This is a genomic window from Vibrio sp., from assembly GCF_984391705.1.
The window spans coordinates 19,653-41,016 of the sequence record NZ_CFHWOM010000018.1; the positions used below are offsets into that span (position 1 = coordinate 19,653).

18 protein-coding genes are annotated in these 21,364 nt (G+C 45.1%); 9 read left to right on the plus strand and 9 right to left on the minus strand.

The window, feature by feature from the left end; genetic code table 11:
- Positions 1-5: 5 nt before the first annotated feature.
- On the minus strand, positions 6-1,094 hold the full coding sequence (locus AC4MRV_RS11615; protein WP_491187499.1) for an ABC transporter ATP-binding protein: 1,089 nt from the start codon (positions 1,092-1,094) through the stop codon (positions 6-8).
- A gap of 337 nt (positions 1,095-1,431) precedes the next feature.
- Here AC4MRV_RS11615 and AC4MRV_RS11620 point away from each other — a divergent pair, with 337 nt between their 5' ends.
- Entirely contained in the window at positions 1,432-3,318 is a 1,887-nt protein-coding gene (locus tag AC4MRV_RS11620) for a sigma-54-dependent Fis family transcriptional regulator (RefSeq protein WP_491187500.1), read from the plus strand.
- Here the strand turns inward: AC4MRV_RS11620 and AC4MRV_RS11625 are convergent.
- Positions 3,315-4,289: a TDT family transporter gene (locus AC4MRV_RS11625; RefSeq protein ID WP_491187501.1), complete on the minus strand. Its 975-nt coding sequence runs from the start codon at positions 4,287-4,289 to the stop codon at positions 3,315-3,317. The genes AC4MRV_RS11620 and AC4MRV_RS11625 overlap by 4 nt on opposite strands.
- Before the next feature lie 105 nt (positions 4,290-4,394).
- Between AC4MRV_RS11625 and AC4MRV_RS11630 the strand changes: the two genes are divergently transcribed.
- From AC4MRV_RS11630 to AC4MRV_RS11655, 6 genes are all read left to right on the plus strand, one after another.
- Positions 4,395-5,297, plus strand: coding sequence for a LysR substrate-binding domain-containing protein (locus AC4MRV_RS11630; protein WP_491187502.1), 903 nt, complete (start codon positions 4,395-4,397; stop codon positions 5,295-5,297).
- A 124-nt stretch (positions 5,298-5,421) separates the two neighbouring features.
- The gene (locus AC4MRV_RS11635) at positions 5,422-5,727 is read left to right on the plus strand and encodes a YebG family protein (protein ID WP_038139926.1); all 306 of its coding nucleotides are present in this window, start codon (positions 5,422-5,424) and stop codon (positions 5,725-5,727) included.
- 141 nt (positions 5,728-5,868) lie between these two features.
- Positions 5,869-6,621 (plus strand): copper homeostasis protein CutC, encoded by a 753-nt coding sequence (locus tag AC4MRV_RS11640; protein WP_491187503.1) that lies wholly within the window; start codon positions 5,869-5,871, stop codon positions 6,619-6,621.
- A 71-nt stretch (positions 6,622-6,692) separates the two neighbouring features.
- Entirely contained in the window at positions 6,693-7,475 is a 783-nt protein-coding gene (gene ppk2 / locus AC4MRV_RS11645) for a polyphosphate kinase 2 (protein WP_491187504.1), read from the plus strand.
- Positions 7,476-7,484: 9 nt separating this feature from the next.
- Entirely contained in the window at positions 7,485-8,411 is a 927-nt protein-coding gene (locus tag AC4MRV_RS11650; protein ID WP_491187505.1) for a LysR family transcriptional regulator, read from the plus strand.
- Between the two features lie 154 nt (positions 8,412-8,565).
- Complete coding sequence (locus AC4MRV_RS11655) at positions 8,566-9,051, plus strand: hypothetical protein (protein ID WP_491187506.1); 486 nt, start codon at positions 8,566-8,568, stop codon at positions 9,049-9,051.
- A 9-nt stretch (positions 9,052-9,060) separates the two neighbouring features.
- On the opposite strand, the gene phoU is transcribed toward AC4MRV_RS11655, so the two are convergent.
- Genes phoU through AC4MRV_RS11675 form a run of 4 tightly spaced genes read right to left on the minus strand, consistent with a single transcriptional unit; the run spans position 9,061 to position 14,462 of the window.
- Entirely contained in the window at positions 9,061-9,759 is a 699-nt protein-coding gene (gene phoU, locus AC4MRV_RS11660; RefSeq protein WP_390218072.1) for a phosphate signaling complex protein PhoU, read from the minus strand.
- Between the two features lie 27 nt (positions 9,760-9,786).
- The gene (pstB, locus tag AC4MRV_RS11665; RefSeq protein WP_491187507.1) at positions 9,787-10,605 is read right to left on the minus strand and encodes a phosphate ABC transporter ATP-binding protein PstB; all 819 of its coding nucleotides are present in this window, start codon (positions 10,603-10,605) and stop codon (positions 9,787-9,789) included.
- Between the two features lie 3 nt (positions 10,606-10,608).
- Complete coding sequence (gene pstA, locus AC4MRV_RS11670; protein ID WP_491187508.1) at positions 10,609-12,252, minus strand: phosphate ABC transporter permease PstA; 1,644 nt, start codon at positions 12,250-12,252, stop codon at positions 10,609-10,611.
- Positions 12,253-12,278: 26 nt separating this feature from the next.
- On the minus strand, positions 12,279-14,462 hold the full coding sequence (locus AC4MRV_RS11675; RefSeq protein WP_491187509.1) for an ABC transporter permease subunit: 2,184 nt from the start codon (positions 14,460-14,462) through the stop codon (positions 12,279-12,281).
- Between the two features lie 198 nt (positions 14,463-14,660).
- Here AC4MRV_RS11675 and ppk1 point away from each other — a divergent pair, with 198 nt between their 5' ends.
- Positions 14,661-16,778: a polyphosphate kinase 1 gene (gene ppk1 / locus AC4MRV_RS11680; protein ID WP_491187510.1), complete on the plus strand. Its 2,118-nt coding sequence runs from the start codon at positions 14,661-14,663 to the stop codon at positions 16,776-16,778.
- The gene (ppx, locus tag AC4MRV_RS11685) at positions 16,753-18,252 is read left to right on the plus strand and encodes an exopolyphosphatase (RefSeq protein WP_491187511.1); all 1,500 of its coding nucleotides are present in this window, start codon (positions 16,753-16,755) and stop codon (positions 18,250-18,252) included. Before ppk1 ends, ppx begins: the two co-directional genes overlap by 26 nt.
- Positions 18,253-18,297: 45 nt before the next feature.
- Here ppx and AC4MRV_RS11690 read toward each other — a convergent pair whose 3' ends face one another.
- The 3 genes from AC4MRV_RS11690 to phoB are packed head-to-tail and all read right to left on the minus strand — an operon-like array spanning position 18,298 to position 21,277.
- On the minus strand, positions 18,298-19,257 hold the full coding sequence (locus AC4MRV_RS11690; RefSeq protein ID WP_491187512.1) for a PstS family phosphate ABC transporter substrate-binding protein: 960 nt from the start codon (positions 19,255-19,257) through the stop codon (positions 18,298-18,300).
- A complete protein-coding gene (phoR, locus tag AC4MRV_RS11695; RefSeq protein WP_491187513.1) occupies positions 19,257-20,555 on the minus strand; it encodes a phosphate regulon sensor histidine kinase PhoR in 1,299 nt (432 codons plus the stop codon). The genes AC4MRV_RS11690 and phoR overlap by 1 nt, the downstream gene beginning before the upstream one ends.
- Before the next feature lie 32 nt (positions 20,556-20,587).
- Positions 20,588-21,277 (minus strand): phosphate regulon transcriptional regulator PhoB, encoded by a 690-nt coding sequence (gene phoB / locus AC4MRV_RS11700; RefSeq protein WP_004747931.1) that lies wholly within the window; start codon positions 21,275-21,277, stop codon positions 20,588-20,590.
- Positions 21,278-21,364: the final 87 nt, after the last annotated feature.

Here is a 21,364-nt window from a genome sequence, read left to right on the forward strand (position 1 = left end):
GGCAACTATCCCCTTACATCACGAATTGGGGCATGGACGAGGCTATGATCCATACCGAAAACATAAAATTTGTGGATTGGAATATAGATTTTGATCGTCTCATCAACGTCATAGCTATGAACGCCCGGAAGATGTAGCACCATATCTAAGTGAGCATTGCGCACATGAAGGAAGGTTTCAGAGCCACTGATCTCCGCGACTTCTACTTGTACCGTTAGCTCTACATCATCGTCATTTTTCGGCAGTAAGCTAAGGTGACTAGGGCGAATACCGAACTGATACTCACCTTTATTGAGTTTGCTTAATGATTGATTGAGTGGAAAGTGCGTGCTTTTATCAAACGTCACTTCATTACTATTGATCTCACCAGAAATGAGATTGATTGGTGGCTCACTGAATAACGTTGCCGATTCAACATTATCAGGGTTGTGATACACCGCAGCTGTTGGCCCGGATTGAATCACACGCCCCTCGTGCAATATGGTTGTCGTTCCGCCTAAAGCAAGCGCTTCATTGGGCTCGGTGGTCGCGTAGATGGCAATCGTATGGCGACTTTCGAATAGCTCACGCATTTCTTGGCGCAGCTCTTCTCGCAGTTTGTAATCAAGGTTAACCAATGGCTCATCAAACAAGATAATTTCCGCATCTTTCACCAAAGCTCGCGCCATGGCTGTACGCTGCTGCTGTCCACCTGACAGCTCTAGAGGGTGCTTTTTTAGGTGCTCAGTGATACGCAGCATTTCAGCGGTTGCATGAACACGCTCATTGATTTCGTTATCCGCCATGCCTGCCAAGCGAAGCGGAGACGCGACATTCTCAAACACCGTCAAATTGGGGTAGTTAATGAACTGTTGATACACCATCGAGATGTTACGTTCACGCACCGACACACCGGTTACGTCAACCCCATTCACTAATATCTTTCCTGACGTTGGCTTATCTAATCCCGCAATTAAACGCATCAACGAGGTTTTGCCCGCTAAGGTCCGCCCCAATAAGACGTTGAACGATCCCGGTTCAAAGGTGAGGTTAACGTCGGAGATATGCATCTCTCCGTCAACAACCTTACTTACCTGCTCAAGTGTTAATGACACTAAAAACTCCTTACTATTCGAATTGTTATTTTTTTCGATAGTGCTCACTAGAGCGAGAGTCGTGCCAAGTTACAAAAATGTGAACAAATAATTTACCAAACACCTCCCCAAGCCTTTAAAACCGCACAAACTAGCCAAGATGCGAGTTTTTAACTGCATTTAGCCGCTGTTTCATAGATGAGATCGCGCTAACATTTGTTAACAAAATGTGTTCAGAAGATGTTCAAAGTGTTCATTTGAGTGATATGTTAGTTGAGCGTTTATGAACATTAACGTTCACATACGAACAATTAGAATAATTACTTAAATATTAATTTTGCTGCTATTGGCCAATGCTATGGACAAGAAACACCTATCAATGATCGAGAAGTCTTGGCAACGTTGCCGGGATGCTGGGCTACTGCACAACAGTAATCCCATAATTGAAATAGAAACTGGGCAAGCGTTTCATCATTCCCTTGACGAACACTCAGGGATCTTAGCTACGACGCAACAAAAAGTGCTGCCCTTCTATGACAGTCTATTATCCAATAGCAACTGCTTAATCACCTTAGCAAGCCCTAGTGGTCAGGTGTTAAATAGCTGGGGAGAACAACGTTTTTTCTCCAAACACCAACCTGAGGTATTCCAAAATGGAGTTCACTGGCAGGAGAACCTGATTGGAACCAATGCAATTGGTACGGCATTAGAGACGGGCTCAATTGTCCAAGTCTTTCATGATGAACATTTTCTTACCTCCAACCGGTTTATGACTGGGTCGGCGGCGCCATTGTTTGATGCTGACAGGAAAATGGCAGGTGTATTATCAATATCCAGTGATGCCTACATGCCCACCGCCCATACCTTAGGTATGGTCAAGCTGATGTCACAAGCCATTGAAAATCAACTTATTGCTTCTCACTTCCAACAAGATCATTACCTTCTCTGGTTTAGCACCTCTGCTGAAAGCATCGATAGTCAATGGTCGTCACTGATCGTATTCAATGAGCTAGGCATGATCGTTTCCGCCAATCGTCGTGCCGAGGTTGTGCTTGGCCAAGATTTAGCACTGCAACGCTTAGATCAAATTTTTGATCTAAAGTTAGAACAATTGCTTTCTCATCCTCCCTATGCCCCCATGACACTAATGAGTCATTCTCAATTTAATTTTTTTGCCATGCTCACTCCGCCCAAAATACCGCAAGGCCGCCAACTCGATTACCGACTCAGCGCGCCGAAACGAAAGGAGCATGATGATCCAAAAGCGCCTTTAACGTTAGAGCGCCTCAATATGGGCGACGCTCGATTGGCGAAAGCGATAAACCAATCGAGCCGCCTTCTGAATACGGATATTCCTATTTTAATTCACGGCGAGACGGGAGTTGGTAAAGAAGTATTCGTCAATGCACTGCACCTCTCAAGCGAGAGAAAGCACGCCCCTATGATCGCCGTCAACTGCGCAGCCATTCCAGCAGAACTCGTAGAATCCGAATTATTTGGCTACGAGAAAGGCGCGTTTACTGGAGCCAATCAGAAGGGCTATATTGGCCTCATTCGCAAAGCCGACAAAGGGACACTGTTTCTAGATGAGCTCGGTGATATGCCAATGAACGTACAGGCACGATTGCTGCGTGTGTTACAAGAGCGCAAAGTAACGCCTCTTGGCTCCACTACCTCCTATCCTGTGGATTTTAAGCTGGTTTCAGCGACCAATCGAAACTTAAAGCAAGACGTTGAAAAAGGGACCTTTCGACAAGATCTCTACTATCGAGTGACAGGCCTCAACCTCTCATTGCCAGCCTTAAGAGAAAGGACAGACAAAGAAGCGTTGGTTGAGTTTTTGCTTTCTAAATACGCATTGGACGATGGGGTGCCACGTATCAGTTTAGAGGTTCTATCTCTATTTAAATCGCATCCTTGGCCTGGCAATATCCGCCAGATGGTCAGCGTAATTCAAATTGCTATAGCAATGGCCGATAGCGAAACCATTACAATCGAGCACCTGCCTGACGACTTCTTGCAAGATATTGAGGATTGTCAGACTGAGACAAACTTGTATGAACACGCAAAAATGCAGCGGGATAACGTTGCACTGCTAAGAACCCCGCCAGCTGATATAAAGCGCGATGATGAATGGCTAGATGTATATGAACAAAACGGCCGCAATGTATCTGCGACCGCGAAAGATTTGAATATAAGCCGTAATACACTCTACAAAAAACTTAGAGAGCAAGGGCTACGTTAGCGCGATGTCACCCCCAACACCTGGCTAATTGGGCGATAGAACGCAAGGTAGCGAAGAGCAACATAGCTGACCACAAGGGTGGCTATAACTAGCTCAAAGCCCGCTAACCAATGTACTTGGCTAACGTATTCTGTCGCCACACCAACGCTTTCCATCCACGCCGCAAATTTAAATAGCGCAGTAGAGCCAATCACCATTGGGAAAGTGAACGCTGCATAACCAGGGCTAAATGGCAGTCTTAACAGTTTAAAGAAAGCTAAATAGATAATCGCCGTCATTAATACTGCAATACCAAATAACAAGCCAATAATGACTGGCGAAGGCTCGCTACTCACAGTTAAATACCCCGCTAAAGATAGGCTTGCAGGTGCAGCAAGAATCGCCATTGTTGGCTTAGCTGCATCTGGCACTTCGTGGGTAAACATAAAACGATAAATCATCATAGGTAGCATTACTGCATACGCTAACATGCCAAACAATAGTGCACCGCTTGCGATACCACTTAGCGCTGGGTTACCCGAAAATGAAACGTCCGCCACAATAATACCGACAGGTGGTACGAACCAACTTGGTACCATGTGATGTAATTCGAAATCCTTGGCTCGATGATAAAGAAAACTGACCAAAAAGATAATGTGTAACCCTACCGCTACTAGCCATAGTCCGTCACCAAGCATTGGATAAAAGTGCCCCAATGAGTTGGATACCACCATTGTTCCCATCGCAAAGGTTGGCACTACACTGCCCACAACTGGATGAGCTAAGTCTTCTCTCAACAAGTGATTGTGAAATAGGAACTTAATCGCTAACACTAACAGAAGAACGCTAGCAATCGCCGCGCCACTCCACTGTGCGTAGCCATTAAATGGCGCGGCGTTTTCCCAACACCAACCTAGACTGGCAATCCCTAGCGCTAAGCCAGCCATTGGGGTTGGCGCACCCATTACTTTTGCTTTTGCTGCTTTAATCATTGTTGCCTCACAACCTCTTTACTTTGGAACTCATTTTACGCTTGCCAAACGTTCGAAAACATCTAATTATTTAAAACACTCGTTCAATCAAACTTAACGAAAATTATGGCTACCAATATTTCGCTTAAACAACTCAAAGTGTTTATCACCATAACTCAACATGAGACCCTAACCTCTGCGTCTGAGGCGCTATTTCTCTCAAAAGCGGCAGTCAGCATGGCGCTATCGGAGCTTGAAAAACAGATCGGACACTCTCTATTTGACCGGGTAAACAACCGACTTATTCTCAATCAAGAGGGACAGAAGTTACTGCCATTAGCTGATGAGCTTATTGAGCGAGCGCAAGATATCGAACAACTCTTCGATAACGACCAAACCTTATCCGGAGAACTCAAGATAGGTGCAAGTGATACGATAGGTAACCAAGTGGCGCCTTACTTGCTCAGTGATTTTCGCCAAGAGACACAACATAAATCGCAAAGCTTGTTTATCTCTAACTCAGCATTAATCTGCGAAAAGCTCATCGACTATGAGCTTGACCTAGCGTTAATCGAGGGGAAAACGCTGCACCCACAGTTAATCTCACAACAGTTCAGTGAAGACGAAATGTGCGTTATCTGCTCACCAGGTTCACCACTAGCAACGCAAGCCCACTTTAGCGTAGGTGATTTAGAAAACAGCGAATGGATACTCAGAGAGCCCGGTTCTGGCTCACGAGAGTTCTTCCTACGCGTGATAGCGCCAAGGCTTGAGCAGTGGCACGAATCCTTTCAGCTCAACACTACAGAAGCATTAATCAACAGTGTTTCCGCAGGATTGGGGTTGGGCTGCTTGTCAAAATTGTCCGCCGAGCCAGCCATTCAAGATGGTCGTGTGATAGAGCTTAAGCTGCCCCTCGATATGAAGCGTCGCTATTGGTTACTCGTACATAAAGAGAAGTACCAAAGCCCTTTACTGAAAGCCTTAATTGAGTTCTGTTATCAGTGGCGGAAAGATTCAACAAGTTAGACGGTGTAGGGACAAAGAGTAGCCACTTAGATCTCAGAATCATCGCCCCATCTAGACTTAATTGGTCAAAAACTGTATAAACAGCCAGTAATGATTTTGATAAATTTTGACTAGAGGACCAACCATGGCTGTAATCGTCAAGTACGTGGTAGAACGCAATGGAGAAGAGAAAATGACTTTTACCTCTAAAGCGGAAGCTGACGCATATGACAAAATGCTCGATATGGCAGATGAGCTGTTTGAGCTGCTCGGTAAAAGTGACCTGCTAGAAGACGAAGGCAAGCAAGAAGACTTGGCGATGTTCCTAGCTCAAAACAAAGAAGAAGTGCTGTATGCGTTGGGCGCTAAGCGTAAGCCAGCACCTAAGAAAGCAAAGAAAGTTGAAGCTGTTGAAGATACAGCTGACGAGCCGCAAGAAGACGCAGCTTAATCAACCGCCAAAATGCATTCAAGCCTCAGCACTGCGCTGGGGCTTTTTGCTTTTAGGGAAAGTAAATTTCTTAGCTTTACCCTAATACCACTGACCTCACCGAGCTATGATTGAGGAAGTTTCCAGCTATAGAGAATCACGATGAACCATCATATCGAAGTCTGTATCGACAACTTAGAATCCCTCCATCAAGCCATTCAAGGAGGCGCAACTCGAATAGAGCTCTGCTCTTCACTAGCATTAGGTGGGCTGACGCCAAGCTTTGGCTTTATGAAAAAAGCAGCGCAAATCGCGACGATTCCTGTGTACGCGATGATCCGCCCTCGCCAAGGTGATTTTCTTTATGACCAAGATGATATTGAAGCCATGCTTCTCGACATAGAAGCAGCAGCGGAAGCTGGCCTACAAGGGATCGTGTTTGGTGTATTGAACGCAGACGGTACGATTAATATGCCTTTGGCCCAGCAAATCATGAACCGCGCCAACCTATATGGCTTAGGAGCAACGTTTCACCGTGCCATCGATCAATCGAGCAACTACCCTCAAGCCATTGAACAAATAGCCCAATTAGGCTGCGAACGCATTCTGACTTCTGGGTTAGCAGCCAATGTCGAGCAAGGCATAGACGTGCTTACTGATATGGTTAAGCGCGCTGATGGCCGATTCTCCATCATGGCTGGGGCAGGATTAACCGACGCGAACGTTTCTCAGATAGTGACTAAAACAGGGGTTCGAGAAGTCCACCTTTCGGGTAAATCGACCCGCGTTAGCCATATGATAGTAGCTGATTGCCACGCAAAAATGGGGAATAGCGAGTTCGATGATTTCATTATTCCAGTGACAAGCAGTGAGAAAATCCAAAAGGTGGTAAAGGCTCTCAGTTCTCATCGTTAAACTCTAACCTCTTCTCTAGCAAGTGCTAACATGTTGAAATAGATGAAGACACAGCAGCTAGGGAGAGCGTCATGGGCAAAAACAAACTGGATAAGAAGTTCTATGAAAAAGAGCTAGCCCAACTGCAAATTGAGTTAGTAAAACTCCAGCAGTGGGTAAAGCAAGAAGGCTTGAAAGTCGTGGTTATCTTTGAAGGACGCGATGCCGCAGGTAAAGGTGGCGTTATCAAACGCATTACTGAAAAGCTCAACCCACGCATTTGCCGAATTGCTGCGCTTCCTGCTCCGACGGAAAAAGAAAAGACTCAGTGGTATTTTCAACGTTATGTGGCTCACCTACCTGCCGCTGGTGAGATCGTCTTATTTGATCGCAGCTGGTACAACCGAGCTGGCGTTGAAAAGGTAATGGAGTTTTGTACCCCTGATCAATATGATGAATTCCTTCGCTCTTGCCCTGAATTCGAGCGTATGCTGCAACGCTCAGGGCTCATACTCATTAAATACTGGTTCTCAGTATCCGATGAAGAGCAGGAAAAACGCTTTCTAGAGCGCATTAACACACCAATTAAACGTTGGAAGTTTAGCCCTATGGATCTCGAATCTCGTAACCGCTGGGCAGAATACTCAGAAGCTAAAGATAAGATGTTTGCTTACACCGACACCAAACACTGCCCTTGGTGGGTGGTGCCTTCTGATGACAAAAAACGCGCCCGTTTAAACTGTATCAGTCATTTATTAAGTCAACTCGATTATCATGACGTGGACTACCCGACCATAGAGCTACCAGAATTAAACAAAGAGGGTTATATTCGAGCTCCTATTGAAGAGCAAACTTTCGTTCCAGAGAAGTATTAAGGAGCAATCATGGCAAAGGATCTGTTTTACAGCTTAGACCTCAATTTATTGCGTACCTTCCTAGTGTTATCGCAAGAACTCAATATGAGGAAAGCTTCCCAACGCCTGTTTGTCTCGCAACCAGCTATCAGTCAAGCTCTACAAAAACTGCGTAATCATTTTGATGATGAACTGTTTATGAAAGTGCCAAAAGGTCTAGAGCCAACCCCTTTTGCTGAGGAGCTTGCCGTTGCCATTACGCCTCACCTAGACGGTTTGGCCAGCGCCTTAAATCATTCAAATCATTTTGATCCACTAGAGATAGATTACCCGATCCGAATTGCGGTCTCTCCTATGGTGCTAACCTGCCTCTCGGGTGCACTTTATCAACGTATTAAACAACAAGCGCCCAATTCAACGCTTGAGCTGATTGGCTGGAATGAATCCACCTTAGAAGAAATTCAGAAAGGGCAAACCTTAGTTGGCATTGGGTATGACATTGATGCTGTAAACAATATCTCCAGAACCAAACTCATTGAACTGACTGGGCAAATCATCGTACGCAAAGATCATCCAATCACCAAAGATACCGTATCTGCGGAAGATATGGTCGGCTATGATATAGCCTCCATCATTTCTCCAGGATGGAACGATAACTTCTCTCTTGCGCAAAAGATTATGCATCGCGCAGGATATGAAGCTAACGTCGGCTTTAGGAGCGAGTTTGCCTTAGCTGCGGTCGATATTATTCAGCATACAGATATGTATATGCCCCATTCCAACCTGTTCCCTGTTGAGCGCTATCCACAATTAAAAGCGCTGAATGCTTTAGTAAACGGAAAAACTGTTCAATATCCTATCCTTGCCTACTTCCATGCCAAACATCGCCAAAGCCCTATGGTGAAATGGACGGTAGCTTTGGTGAAAGAAGTACTTCAAGAGCACCTTAATGAATAGGTGATGATAACTGCGCTCCTCACTCTTGCCTGATAACCAGAGGTTATCATCGATATTAGCAGTATGAATTATCTAAAACTATTCTCCTCCGTTATCCTCGCATCATTAGCTCATGCCACGGAAGGCAACTCATAAGTCTTCTATAGGTATGCACATGAAAAAACTTTCACTTATCGCACTTTCTCTTACTAGCTTTATGGCAAGTGCTTCTACGTTCCATATTTCTCCAGAACTAAAAATAGGCGCTTACCAAGGTGTCGGTATTCAGCTTGGTGCTACTGATGTGTTGGACTTAGATGCCGTATATTTTAGCTACAACGTGACAGGATACGAGAGCTCAGTCTATGACGAACGTATCGATTCATACCGCATTGGTGGGCAAAAGATGTTGGGTGCAAGTAAGATGCATGGTTTTCAAGCTGAGATGGGCTTCGCACAGTATGACGGCACGAAAGATTGGTCTTCACCAGTAAGGTACAAAGCAGATGGCATTAGTTTTGGTGGGGCTTATGTATTTCAAGCAACGGAACAATTAGGCTTGCGTGCCGGTGTCGATTTTAACATGTTCCGTTGGGGCAACACTCACATCCCTTATGACATGTCACCAACAGTCAACCTAGGTATTATCCTAAACCTGTAACCTAGCAGGTTAGCGGAGCGCATCATCAATACTTTGTTCGCCCAAGTGGCGAACATCTTTGCCCTTTACAAAGTAGATGATGTACTCGCAAATATTTTGACAACGATCCCCAACACGCTCTATCGCACGTGCAGACCACATAACTTGAAGGATATTAGGAATGTTCTTTGGGTCTTCCATCATATAGGTCATCAACTGGCGAATGACGGCTTCATATTCGGCATCAATTTTATCATCAAGCTTGTACACTTCTGCCGCCGCATCAACATCCATTCGTGCAAATGCATCCAAAACTTGATGCAGCATCGCAATCGCCTGGCGACATAATGGCTCAAGTGAAACATGAAACTGGCGCTCTTTTGAGGAAGGGCTTTCAATCGCCACATACGCAATTTTCGTCGCAACATCACCAATGCGTTCAAGATCGGTAATGGTTTTAATAATTGCCATAATCAGACGCAAATCTTTAGCCGTCGGCTGACGCTTAGCAATAATACGGGTACAAGCTTCGTCTATAGAGACTTCCATCGCATTCACTTTGTGGTCATCACGTACGACTTTTCTTGCCAGTTCAATGTCTTCTTTATGCAAAGCTTGCATCGCGAAGGAGAGCTGTTGCTCAACCAATCCACCCATAGTTAATACATGGGTACGAATCGATTCTAACTCGACGTTAAACTGACCTGAAATATGACGACCAAAGTTCATTTATTATCCCTATATCCTATAAGTGCATTAACCGTATCGACCTGTAATGTAGTCTTCGGTCTGCTTTTTCAATGGCGAAGTAAAAATAGAATCCGTATCTGAGTACTCAATCAACTTACCCATATGAATAAACGCAGTATGATCACTCACACGCGCAGCCTGTTGCATGTTATGCGTCACTATAACCACAGTATACTTGGTTTTAAGATCGTTAATTAGCTCTTCAATCGTTAAGGTGGAAATCGGATCTAGTGCCGATGTCGGCTCGTCTAATAACAGCACCTCTGGCTCAATGGCAATGGCTCGAGCTATGACCAAACGCTGCTGTTGCCCCCCAGATAAACCAAACGCATTTTCGTGCAGTCGGTCTTTCACTTCATCCCACAATGCCGCTGCACGTAAAGATCGCTCTACAGCATCATCGAGTACCCGACTGTTCTTCACACCCTGTAACCGCAAACCATAAACCACGTTTTCGTAAATTGATTTAGGAAATGGGTTGGGACGTTGAAACACCATCCCTACTCGGCGACGTAGTGTCGCCACATCGACATCCGCATCATAGACGTTTTTATTGTGCAGTTTTACTTTGCCAGACACCTGACAGCCTTCAACCAAATCATTCATTCGGTTGATACAGCGTAGCAAGGTAGATTTACCGCAGCCTGATGGGCCAATAAACGCTGTCACTTGTCCTTTAGGAATACGCATCGAGATGTCTGACAATGCTTGAGCGCTCTGATAGAACAAGTTCAAACCTTCGATCGCAATCGCAGTCTGGTCATCGCTCAAATTGTTCACATCTAATGGTGGCTGGTAGCCTAAAGTTTGATCGACTGAAAACATTCTCTAATCTTGTCCTAGTGTTCGATATTTTTCGCGCAAATTGTTACGAATACTGATCGCCGTTAAATTCAGGCCAATAATCACAGTCACTAATAAAAACGAAGTGGCATAAACCAGAGGTCTAGCGGTTTCGATATTGGTTGTTTGAAAGCCTACATCATAGATGTGAAAGCCTAAATGCATGAACTTCCTTTCTAAGTGGAGGAAAGGAAATTGGCTATCGACTGGCAGCGTAGACGCTAACTTGACTACCCCCACCAGCATTAGAGGAGCCACCTCACCCGCCGCCCGTGCTACTGCAAGAATTAACCCTGTGATAATTGCGGGGCTTGCCATTGGCAGTACGATGCGCCACATGGTTTCAAATTGTGTAGCCCCCAGCGCTAGAGAGCCATGACGAACTGAACTCGGTATACGAGTCAACCCCTCTTCCGTCGCCACAATAACAACTGGTAAGGTCAATACCGCCAACGTCAACGCTGACCAAAGCAAGCCAGGCGTTCCAAAGGTTGGAGCAGGTAAGCGCTCAGCATAAAATAGTGAATCAATTGAGCCACCTAAGGTATAGACGAAAAAGCCTAACCCAAAAACACCATAAACAATAGACGGCACACCAGCTAAGTTGATCACCGCAACACGAATAATCCGCGTGAAGGCATTATTTTTGGCGTACTCATGCAGATAGATAGCCGCTATCACGCCTAGTGGCATCACAATCACTGACATGATTAAAACCATCAAGACGGTACCAAACATCGCAGGGAAAACGCCCCCCTCAGAGTTGGATTCTCTTGGATCGTCCGATAAGAATTTCCACGCCTGCGTAGCCCAATGACCTATCTTATCCAGCAGTGACATTTGGTTCGGATACCAGATATCCAAAATGTCACTCAGTGGGATCTTGTAGCTATCACCATGCATATCTACAATGACCAATCCTTGCTCAATCAATTGAGCTCGTAATCGGTCAAGTTCCGCTTCCATCTCTATCAGTTGCTGGCTGATAATACGTGTTTGCGTGTCATAGCGAGTGATAAAATTCTGATCTAAGTTGTTGTTTAACTCACGGCGACGTTTCTCTAAACGTAACTGCTCAGCTTGCGCACTGAGAACGCGGATCTGCTTAGTAACCAAACGGTCGATTTCATCTCGAAGAGTGCTCGCAAACGCCAATCCATTTGCCATGTTGCCAATATGATCTGCCGAGACTTCGTTGCCATGGTAATAGCCTTGTGGTACGCCAAAAAAATCACCACCACGCGTGCGTTCAACAATGGCCCAGCCCGAGGGCTTAGTTTGCTCTAATAAATCTAACTCAAGCAGTGAAATAAAGTCAGCTGGGTTGATATCACGGTTGGCTATCTTAATGCTCAACCGCTTAACTAGCCCTTTTTCTTCGACTTGAGCAGGCAGCTCAATATCCATCTCTTTTAAATGGCTGATTGGAACGTATTCTTCTGCATACAACTGGCCAACTAACGTTTCACCTTGTTGCGTCTGCCATTGATAAAGCGGTGCTGGCCAAAAATAGGATAAGCCTTTCCACCCAATCAGTAACAGTAGCCCCAATACAGAAAGCAGGCTGATACTTACTGCACCACCTGTTAACCATATCCAAGGAGACCCAGACTTCAGCCACTTAAACACAAATAACGTTTCCTAATTCTACTGGGTTACAAAGCACGATACTTCTCCCTCAGTCTCTGCCTTACCCATTCTGCAATGGAGTTCACCGCAAAAGTAAAAATCAACAAGATCAATGCGGCTAAAAACAGGATTCGATAGTGGGAACTTCCAACCTCTGATTCAGGCATTTCAACTGCAATCGTTGCAGACAGAGTCCGCATACCTTCTAAAATGTTCCAGTCCATAATTGGCGTATTACCCGTTGCCATTAAAACAATCATGGTCTCACCAACTGCGCGCCCAAGCCCCATCATAACGGCAGAGAAAATACCTGGGCTTGCCGTTAACAACACCACATGAATCAGGGTCTGCCATGGCGTTGCACCAAGTGCAAGTGAACCATCAGATAGATGCTTGGGTACTGAAAATATAGCGTCTTCCGCTATGGTAAAAATGGTCGGGATCACCGCAAAGCCCATAGCAAAACCGACCACCAGCGCGTTACGCTGGTCAAAATCAATGCCCTGCTCTGCTAGATAAACTCGAACATCTCCAGAAAATAGCCATTGCTCGATATTGCCACTTTGAGAAAGAATCACGATTGTCAGTAGCACAATGACTGGCATGAGTATCATCGCGTGTAGACCATTCGGAAAACGCCCAACCCAGGCTCTTGGCAATTTATGCCAGATCGCGCCCACAACGACTGTAGAGAGTGGTAAAAACAGCATTAAAGCAATAACAGCAGCTAGATGGCGCTCAACAATAGGTGCAAACCATAACCCAGCTAAGAAACCAATAATTACTGTCGGTAATGCTTCCATTAATTCGATTGAGGGTTTAACCACACGACGCATTTTCGGAGTCATAAAGTAGGCGGTATAAACAGCACCAAATACAGCAATCGGCACGGCAAACAACATAGCAAATGCAGCGGCTTTCAATGTGCCAAATGCTATCGGAACTAAGCTAAACTTTGCTTCGAACTCATCGTTCGCGGAGGTGGTTTGCCAGACATATTCAGGCTCTGGATAGCTTTCGTACCACACTTTCTGCCATAACGAGGAAACCGAGATTTCAGGAAACGGGTTATCCACTTCCGCAAGGCTCAGCGTGGTTCCTGTAATAGCGAGAAGATACTTCTCATTCCTTGACATAGCAGCAAGGTCTGGCGCCTTATCATATGCACGATTAAACATCACCAGCTTTTCACTAGTGGTGTAATGGCTTTGAACAGTGCCATTAATATAAAAACTATAGAAACCTTTTCGGTAAGTGTCGGGCAACAAAAACTGCAGCTCAGAAGCGAGTTTGAACTCTCGAATATGCGTTAAACGTCGTTCACCATCCCCCAGCACATCAAACCATTGAGAGACGAGACCATCCGCGTGGCTAACCAACAGAGAATAGGCACCACTAAGCAACTTAATATCTGTCACTGCATGCTTTTCTTGGCCAAGGCTCAAGTCGACAATTTCACGTGTAACAAATTGCTCCTGTTCCTTTTTCGCGATGACTAACTCAGATCCCGTCCGTAGGTAAAGCGTCGAGCCATCTGGTGTAAGGAGAATTTGGTCTAACGAAGGAAAGGTCGCATTAAACTGATAGCCCTGCATTTGGCCGAACTCATTGAGCCAACGGACAGAGACAGTATTATCGGTGAAATAACCAGCAATGGTTGGCTGGCTATCAACAGCAAAACTAAACTGTGTCAGTGACGATGGTTGCTGAAAGCGCAGTGAAGTATCAAGCGTCTGAACCCTTGGTTTAAAGACGCGTTGATGGCCCTCCAAGGTACTATCCATTTCTGGTCTGAAAATCTCAACTTCGCCTTGTGGATTGGCAAACGCGTACCAGCCTTGAGAAGCAACAGACTTTGTAAACAGAGAATAACCGGAGCCCAGGCTCTCACGACGTTCGGGCTGCTTCGCTTCAGCCGATAAGCTCCAAAAATCAACTGAGCCATTTTGTGAAATGACGAAAGCATGCTCACCGTAGTCATCAATACCAAGCGCAACTGTTTGATTAGCATTGATGTCTTTACTCGTGACATTCGAGTTAAACTGAGCATCAGCAAACAAAGGTAAAACCATCATCGCCAAATAAACGAAAATGAGTACAAGTGCCGCCAGTACTCCAACACCACCTGTCGATACAGCAAGCCGAACTAAGCGATCTTTAATTAGTCGCTTTCGATCACGTTCTCGCAATGAAAATTCGGCTTTAGCCATTTGTCTCACTTAACTAGATTTGCCCAGACGTATAATATTTAAATTAGGTGACAATTATATTACAGATCGCATTAAACTGCTGAAAACAATGCAATAAAAAATTGCCATAAAAGTGTCACATAAAGATCTTAATTTGCTTACGCTTAATGGGATTCTCCTCCCCTTCTCCTTCGTCAGTCTGGTCAAAAAGGTAACGTTATGAGCGCAGAAAAACTCTACATAGAAAAAGAACTCAGCTGGTTATCTTTTAACGAGAGAGTACTCCAAGAAGCGGCTGACAAAAATGTTCCCCTCATAGAAAGAATTCGATTTTTGGGTATATTTTCCAATAACTTAGATGAATTCTACAAAGTTAGATTTGCTGACGTAAAACGTCGAATTGTGATCAACCAAGAGCGTGGTGGTAACGATAACTCCAAACACCTTTTGACCAAAATGCAGACCAAAGCACTGCGCCTTAATGAACGTTTTGATGAACTTTATGCTGAACTGATCCGCGAAATGGCAAGGCGACGAATCTTCCTCGTCAATGAGACGCAGCTTGATGAATCACAGCAAAAGTGGGTAAAAAAATATTTCAGTAATGAGGTATTGCCCCATATTACGCCGCTACTTTTACGTGAAGATATTGATGTCTTACAGTTTCTTAAGGACGAATATGCCTACATTGCCGTCGACTTACATAAAGAAGAGCGCAGTGATTATGCACTGATAGAAATCCCAACTGACCATCTACCTCGCTTTGTCATGGTGCCAGAGCAAAAAGGGAAGCGTCGTAAAACCATCATCTTGCTCGATAACATTATCCGCTATTGTCTCGATGAACTGTTTAGTGGTTTTTTCGATTACGATGAGCTCAACGGCTACGCGGTAAAAATGACCCGTGATGCGGAATATGATCTTAGCCACGAGGTGGAACATAGCCTACTGGAGCAAATGTCTGAAGGTTTGAGCCAACGCTTAACCGCAATGCCGGTTCGATTTGTGTATGAAAGGGATATGCCAACCGAGATGCTCGGTTTCTTATGCGAAAAGCTACAAATCTCTAACTACGATAGCTTGATCCCCGGTGGGCGTTACCACAACTTTAAGGACTTTATAGGTTTTCCAAACGTCGGCCGTGACTACTTGGAAAACAAACCTCTACCACCAATGAAGTGTGCGGACTTTGATGGCTATGCCAACAAGTTTGATGCAATTAACAACCAAGATATTTTGCTGTACTACCCGTACCACACCTTTGAGCATATCTCGGAACTGGTACGCCAAGCTTCATTTGACCCGAAAGTACTCAGTGTAAAGATCAATATCTACCGTGTAGCCAAAAACTCACGCCTAATGAACTCTCTGATTGATGCGGTTCATAATGGCAAACAGGTAACGGTTGTGGTGGAACTTCAAGCCCGCTTTGATGAAGAAGCGAATATTGAATGGGCTCGCATCCTAACTGATGCGGGTGTGCATGTAATTTTTGGTGCACCGGGTCTTAAAATTCACTCCAAGCTGCTGCTAATAAGCCGCCGAGAGAATAACGAGATCGTACGTTACGCTCATATCGGCACCGGAAACTTCCACGAAAAAACGGCACGTATCTATACAGACTTCGCCCTGCTGACCGCAGATCCTGAGATCACCAGTGAAGTACGTAACGTCTTTGGTTACATCGAAAACCCTTATCGTCCCGTAAAATTTGAGCACCTCATTGTTTCACCACGCAACTCACGTAAGCAGTTGTATCGATTAATCGATAATGAAATTGCCAACGCAAAAGTGGGCAAAAAGGCATCTATTACGCTTAAAGTTAATAACCTCGTCGATAAAGGGTTAATCAATAAACTCTATGGAGCGAGTGCGTTAGGCGTAGAGATTAAAATGATTATTCGCGGTATGTGCTCACTGGTCCCGGGAGTTGAGGGCGTCAGTGACAACATAAAAATCATCAGCATTGTAGACCGATTTTTGGAGCACCCGCGCGTACTGATCACTCATAACGATGGCGATCCGCAAGTGTACATTTCATCTGCTGACTGGATGACACGTAACATTGATCATCGCATCGAAGTCACCGCCCCAGTTCGTGACCAACGTCTTAAACAGCGCATTATTGATATCATTAACATTCACTTTACCGATACAGTAAAGGCTCGCTGGATAGACAAGGAAATGAGCAATACTTACGTTCCTCGTGGAAACCGCAAGAAACTTCGCTCACAAATTGCCATTTACGACTATCTTAAACATGTAGAGAAACAAACGAAAAATCAAAAACGTAAACAGCAGTCGGAGAGTTATGACTCAAGCACAGGAAATTCGTGATGTTGCCGCGATCGACCTTGGTTCAAACAGTTTCCATATGGTGGTTGCACGTGTAGTTGATCAAGATCTGCAACTAGTTAGCCGCCATAAACAACGCGTACGTCTTGCATCGGGATTAGATGCTCAAAAGAACCTAGATAATGCTGCCATCGAGCGCGGGTTAGAATGCCTAACCATCTTCTCTGAAAGGCTACAGGGCTTCGAACCCGATAACGTTCGAATTGCGGCCACTCACACTTTGCGCCAAGCCAATAACGCCCATATTTTCCTGCAGCGTGCGCGTGAAGTCTTGCCCTTCCCCATTGAAATCATTCCTGGCGTCGAAGAAGCACGTTTGATCTATCTGGGTGTTGCTCACACTCAACCAGAATCCGACTCAAAATTAGTCGTCGATATCGGTGGAGGAAGCACCGAGATGATTATTGGCAAAGGATTTAAACCCGAGCTAATCAACAGTAAACAGATGGGTTGTGTGAGTTATACCAAACAGTTTTTTGCCAACGGTAAACTTTCGAAAAAAAACTTCGCACAAGCAACTTTAGCTGCTGAACAGCGTTTAGAGTCGATCGCCTCTCGCTATCGCAAAAAAGGTTGGGATATTGCTTTTGGCTCTTCAGGTACCATTAAAGCGATCCGCGAAGTTTTGATTAGTATCGGCTACGAAGATGGCATCATTACTAGTAAACGACTTGATAAGTTGGTCGAAAAACTGTGTGAATGGCACACCATTGACGAGATTGAGCTCGATGGTTTAACACCGGAACGAAAACCTGTGTTTGCCGCCGGTGTCGCCATATTGTCAGCGGTCTTCAAAGATCTAAAAATCAGTGAAATGCACTTTTCCCAAGGAGCCCTGCGCGAAGGCTTATTGTTTGAGATGGAAGATGGTTTTAAACGCTCAGACATTCGCATGCGCACGACCGAGAACTTAGCCAGCAAGCATCTGGTTGATTTGGACCATGCTGCTCGCATCAAAGGCCAGGCACAAGAATTCCTTAGTCAAATTCATACTGAGCTTGGCATCAAGCGCAGCTCTGAACTCTTTGATCTACTCGATTGGAGCGCTCTATTACATGAAGTGGGCTTGAGTATTAGCTTGCAAGCATTTCATCGCCATTCAGCTTACATCTTACGCCACACCTATATGCCAGGTTTCAATCAAGAGCAGCAACGTGTCCTCGCAATGCTAGTTCGCTTCCAACGTAAAGCACTCAAGCTGCATGAAATGGAAGAATTTACCCTATTTAAGAAAAAGCATGTGATTGGTTTGATACGCATCTTACGTTTGGCAATCCTAGTTCATGGCCAACGTAATGACGACCCTCTACCGGAGCTTGAGTTAACAGTTGAGGATGACAGCTGGAGCCTCACTTCTCAAGAGGAGGAATGGCTTGAGCATAACCGCCTACTTCACGCTGACCTGCTAACTGAACAGGAGTATTGGCGCAATGCAGGCTGGACTCTCAACTTCTAATCTGGTGTAGCCCGTCAGCTTTGAGTCACCACTGACTGTAAAATGTTAGTGGAGGCTCTTAATGCCAACCTTTTCAAGCTCTCGTTGCGCTAACTCAGCGGAAATTGGAATGTAGCCATCTTTTTTGACTAGATCTTGTCCCTGAGTTGAAAAGATAAAACGGATGAATTCTCGCTCAATCGGAGAAAGAGGTTTAGAAGGGTGCTTGTTTACATAAACATATAGGTATCGTGATAGTGGGTACTCACCTGACAAAATGTTTTCTTGGCTTGCCTGAACATAATCACTGCCTGCTTTTGCAATGGGTAAAAGTTTCACTCCCGAAACTTGATAGCCCACCCCCGAGTAACCAATGGTATTAATCGCAGAGGCAACAGATTGCACCACTGAAGCGGAACCTGGCTGCTCATTAACACTGTTTTTAAAATCTCCACCACACAGGGCATTGTTTTTAAAATAACCATAAGTGCCCGAAACCGAGTTACGGCCAAATAGCTGAATACCACGTTTAGCCCATTGATAATCCATGCCTAACTCAGCCCAAGTTAAAACTGGATAGTTGGCTCCACAACGTAATGTTGAAGAGAAAATACTGTCTAGTTGTACGAAGTTCAGACCTTTGATTGGGTTATCACGATGAACAAAAATCCCAATAGCGTCGATTGCAACTCTAAGCTCAGTGGGTTTGTAGCCGTGCACTCGCTCAAATGCTTCTATTTCACGATTACGCATCGGTCGACTCATAGGACCGAATTGAGCAGTTCTCTCAGTTAAAGCCGGTGGTGCAGTAGAAGAGCCAGACGCTTGAACTTGGCCGTTGACACTTGGGTACTGTTGTTTGAACTCTTCCACCCACAGAGTGGTCATTCCCGCCAATGTATCCGACCCGACACTGGTTAAAGTACCCGTTATGCCTGGTACCTTAGAATAATCAGCTAATTGTACCGCTTGGGCAGCAAAGCTAAGAAAAGTAGATGCTAATAATGTAGTAAGTACTAACTTCATTAGTTCACCACCAAGCGTGGTGGCAAGATAAAGGAAAACTTACTGCCGATACCTACTTCGCTTTGTATTTCTAGGTGCGAGTCATGGTGAGTTAAAGCGTGCTTAACTATCGCTAAACCAAGTCCGCTACCACCAGTGTCTCTTGAACGCGCCTTATCCACTCGGTAGAAGCGTTCCGTTAAACGATGCAAATGCTGTGGCTCGATGCCATCCCCTTTATCTTCCACTTCAAGGCATGCTCCTTGAGCGGTTTGATACCAACGTACGTATACGTCTGCTCCAGGAGGTGTATATTTAACCGCGTTATACACTAGATTAGATATTGCGCTGCGTAATTGGTCTTCGTCGGCAAAGACTCGCAAGCTCGTATCAACCTCAAAATGGAGTTGATGGTTCTCATCACCACTGAGGCTAGCCGCTTCTTTCTCAAGAACTTCTAACATAGCAGGCACGTTGACCACTTCATCAAGCTCGTGCATTGGCGCCGCTTCAATTTTAGATAAAGTGAGTAACTGGTTAACCAAGCTATTCATTCGGTTAAGTTGTTCGGTCATAACACCATGAGCTTTTGGCCACATAGGACCAACGACCATATCCGGATCTTCGGTCATTTCAAGATAGCCTTGCAGCACCGTCATTGGTGTGCGCAGTTCATGGGAAACGTTGGCAAAAAAGTTGCGGCGCATACCTTCTAGCTGTTTCAACTGGGTCACATCACGTACCACCATTAGGTGTTCACCTTCAGTGTAAGGCACAATACGTAATTCAAGCATGCGTTCTACATTGAGTGGCGAACGCATCTCTAACGGCTCAGAGAAGTTTTGCTTGTTGAGGTACTTGATAAAGTCCGGAGTACGGATCAAGTTAGAAATAGGTTGCCCTGTATCGTCAGGCCATTTAAAACCCAACAAATGTTGAGCCAATTTGTTACACCAAACAATATTGCCTTCGCTACGGAACACCACTACCGCATCCGGCAAAGATTCTGCACCGTTACGGAAACGGCGGATCAAATTCGTCAGCTCTTTACGCTTTTTACGCTGACGTTGCTGCAAGCGGTAGATACCATTAAACAGTGACTCCCAGTTACCTGTACCAGAAGGTGGCGTCAAACGCTTTTCGTCCCACAACCAGGCAGATAAGCGCATTTGATTGTGTAAGTGCCACACAAGCTGTAAAGCCGTGGCCGCCAATAGCAACCACGGCATGTAACCAAAGATCCACCCCACTACAACCCAGGGGGCGTAAAAAAAAGCCAGCTCCCAGGCTAGCTTTTTCCAAGTTAACCGCTCTACCACCTAATACTCCGTGTTTAGAATTCGTCTCTCAATTACGCTTTGGTAGAGAAACGATAGCCAGCACCGCGCACAGTCTGAATCAGCTTATCGTGTCCAGCGGCTTCAAGTGCTTTACGTAGGCGACGAATATGAACATCGACCGTGCGGTCTTCGACATAAACATTAGTGCCCCATACGTTGTTTAGCAGCTGCTCACGGCTGTACACTCGTTCTTGGTGCGTCATAAAGAAGTGCAACATTTTAAATTCAGTTGGCCCCATATCGAGTGCTTCATCATTTGCTGTCACTCGGTGCGAAACTGGGTCTAACTTAAGACCTTGTACATCAATCACATCTTCAAGCGCTGTTGGTGTTACACGACGAATCACCGCTTTAAGACGAGCCACTAACTCTTTCGGAGAGAATGGCTTAGTGATGTAATCATCCGCACCCACTTCCAAGCCACGAACTTTATCTTCCTCTTCGCCGCGTGCAGTTAGCATCACAACTGGAATGTTGCGCGTCAGCTCTTCACGTTTCATGTGTTTAATGAAGTTGATACCACTGCCACCAGGTAGCATCCAATCTAGCAGTACTAGATCTGGGAAGGGTTCAGCCAGTTTAGTTACCGCAGAGTCATAATCTTCAGCTTCTACTGCTTGGTAACCTTTTTGTTCAAGAACAAAGCATAGCATTTCACGAATTGGCGCTTCGTCTTCAACAACCAGAATCCTTCTAGACATAATTGAATAACCTTTGTTTTAGTTGAATTTAATTGGGCTTGAACCCTTTGCAACGATAAGCATTATTACTAGCAATTATGACACTTT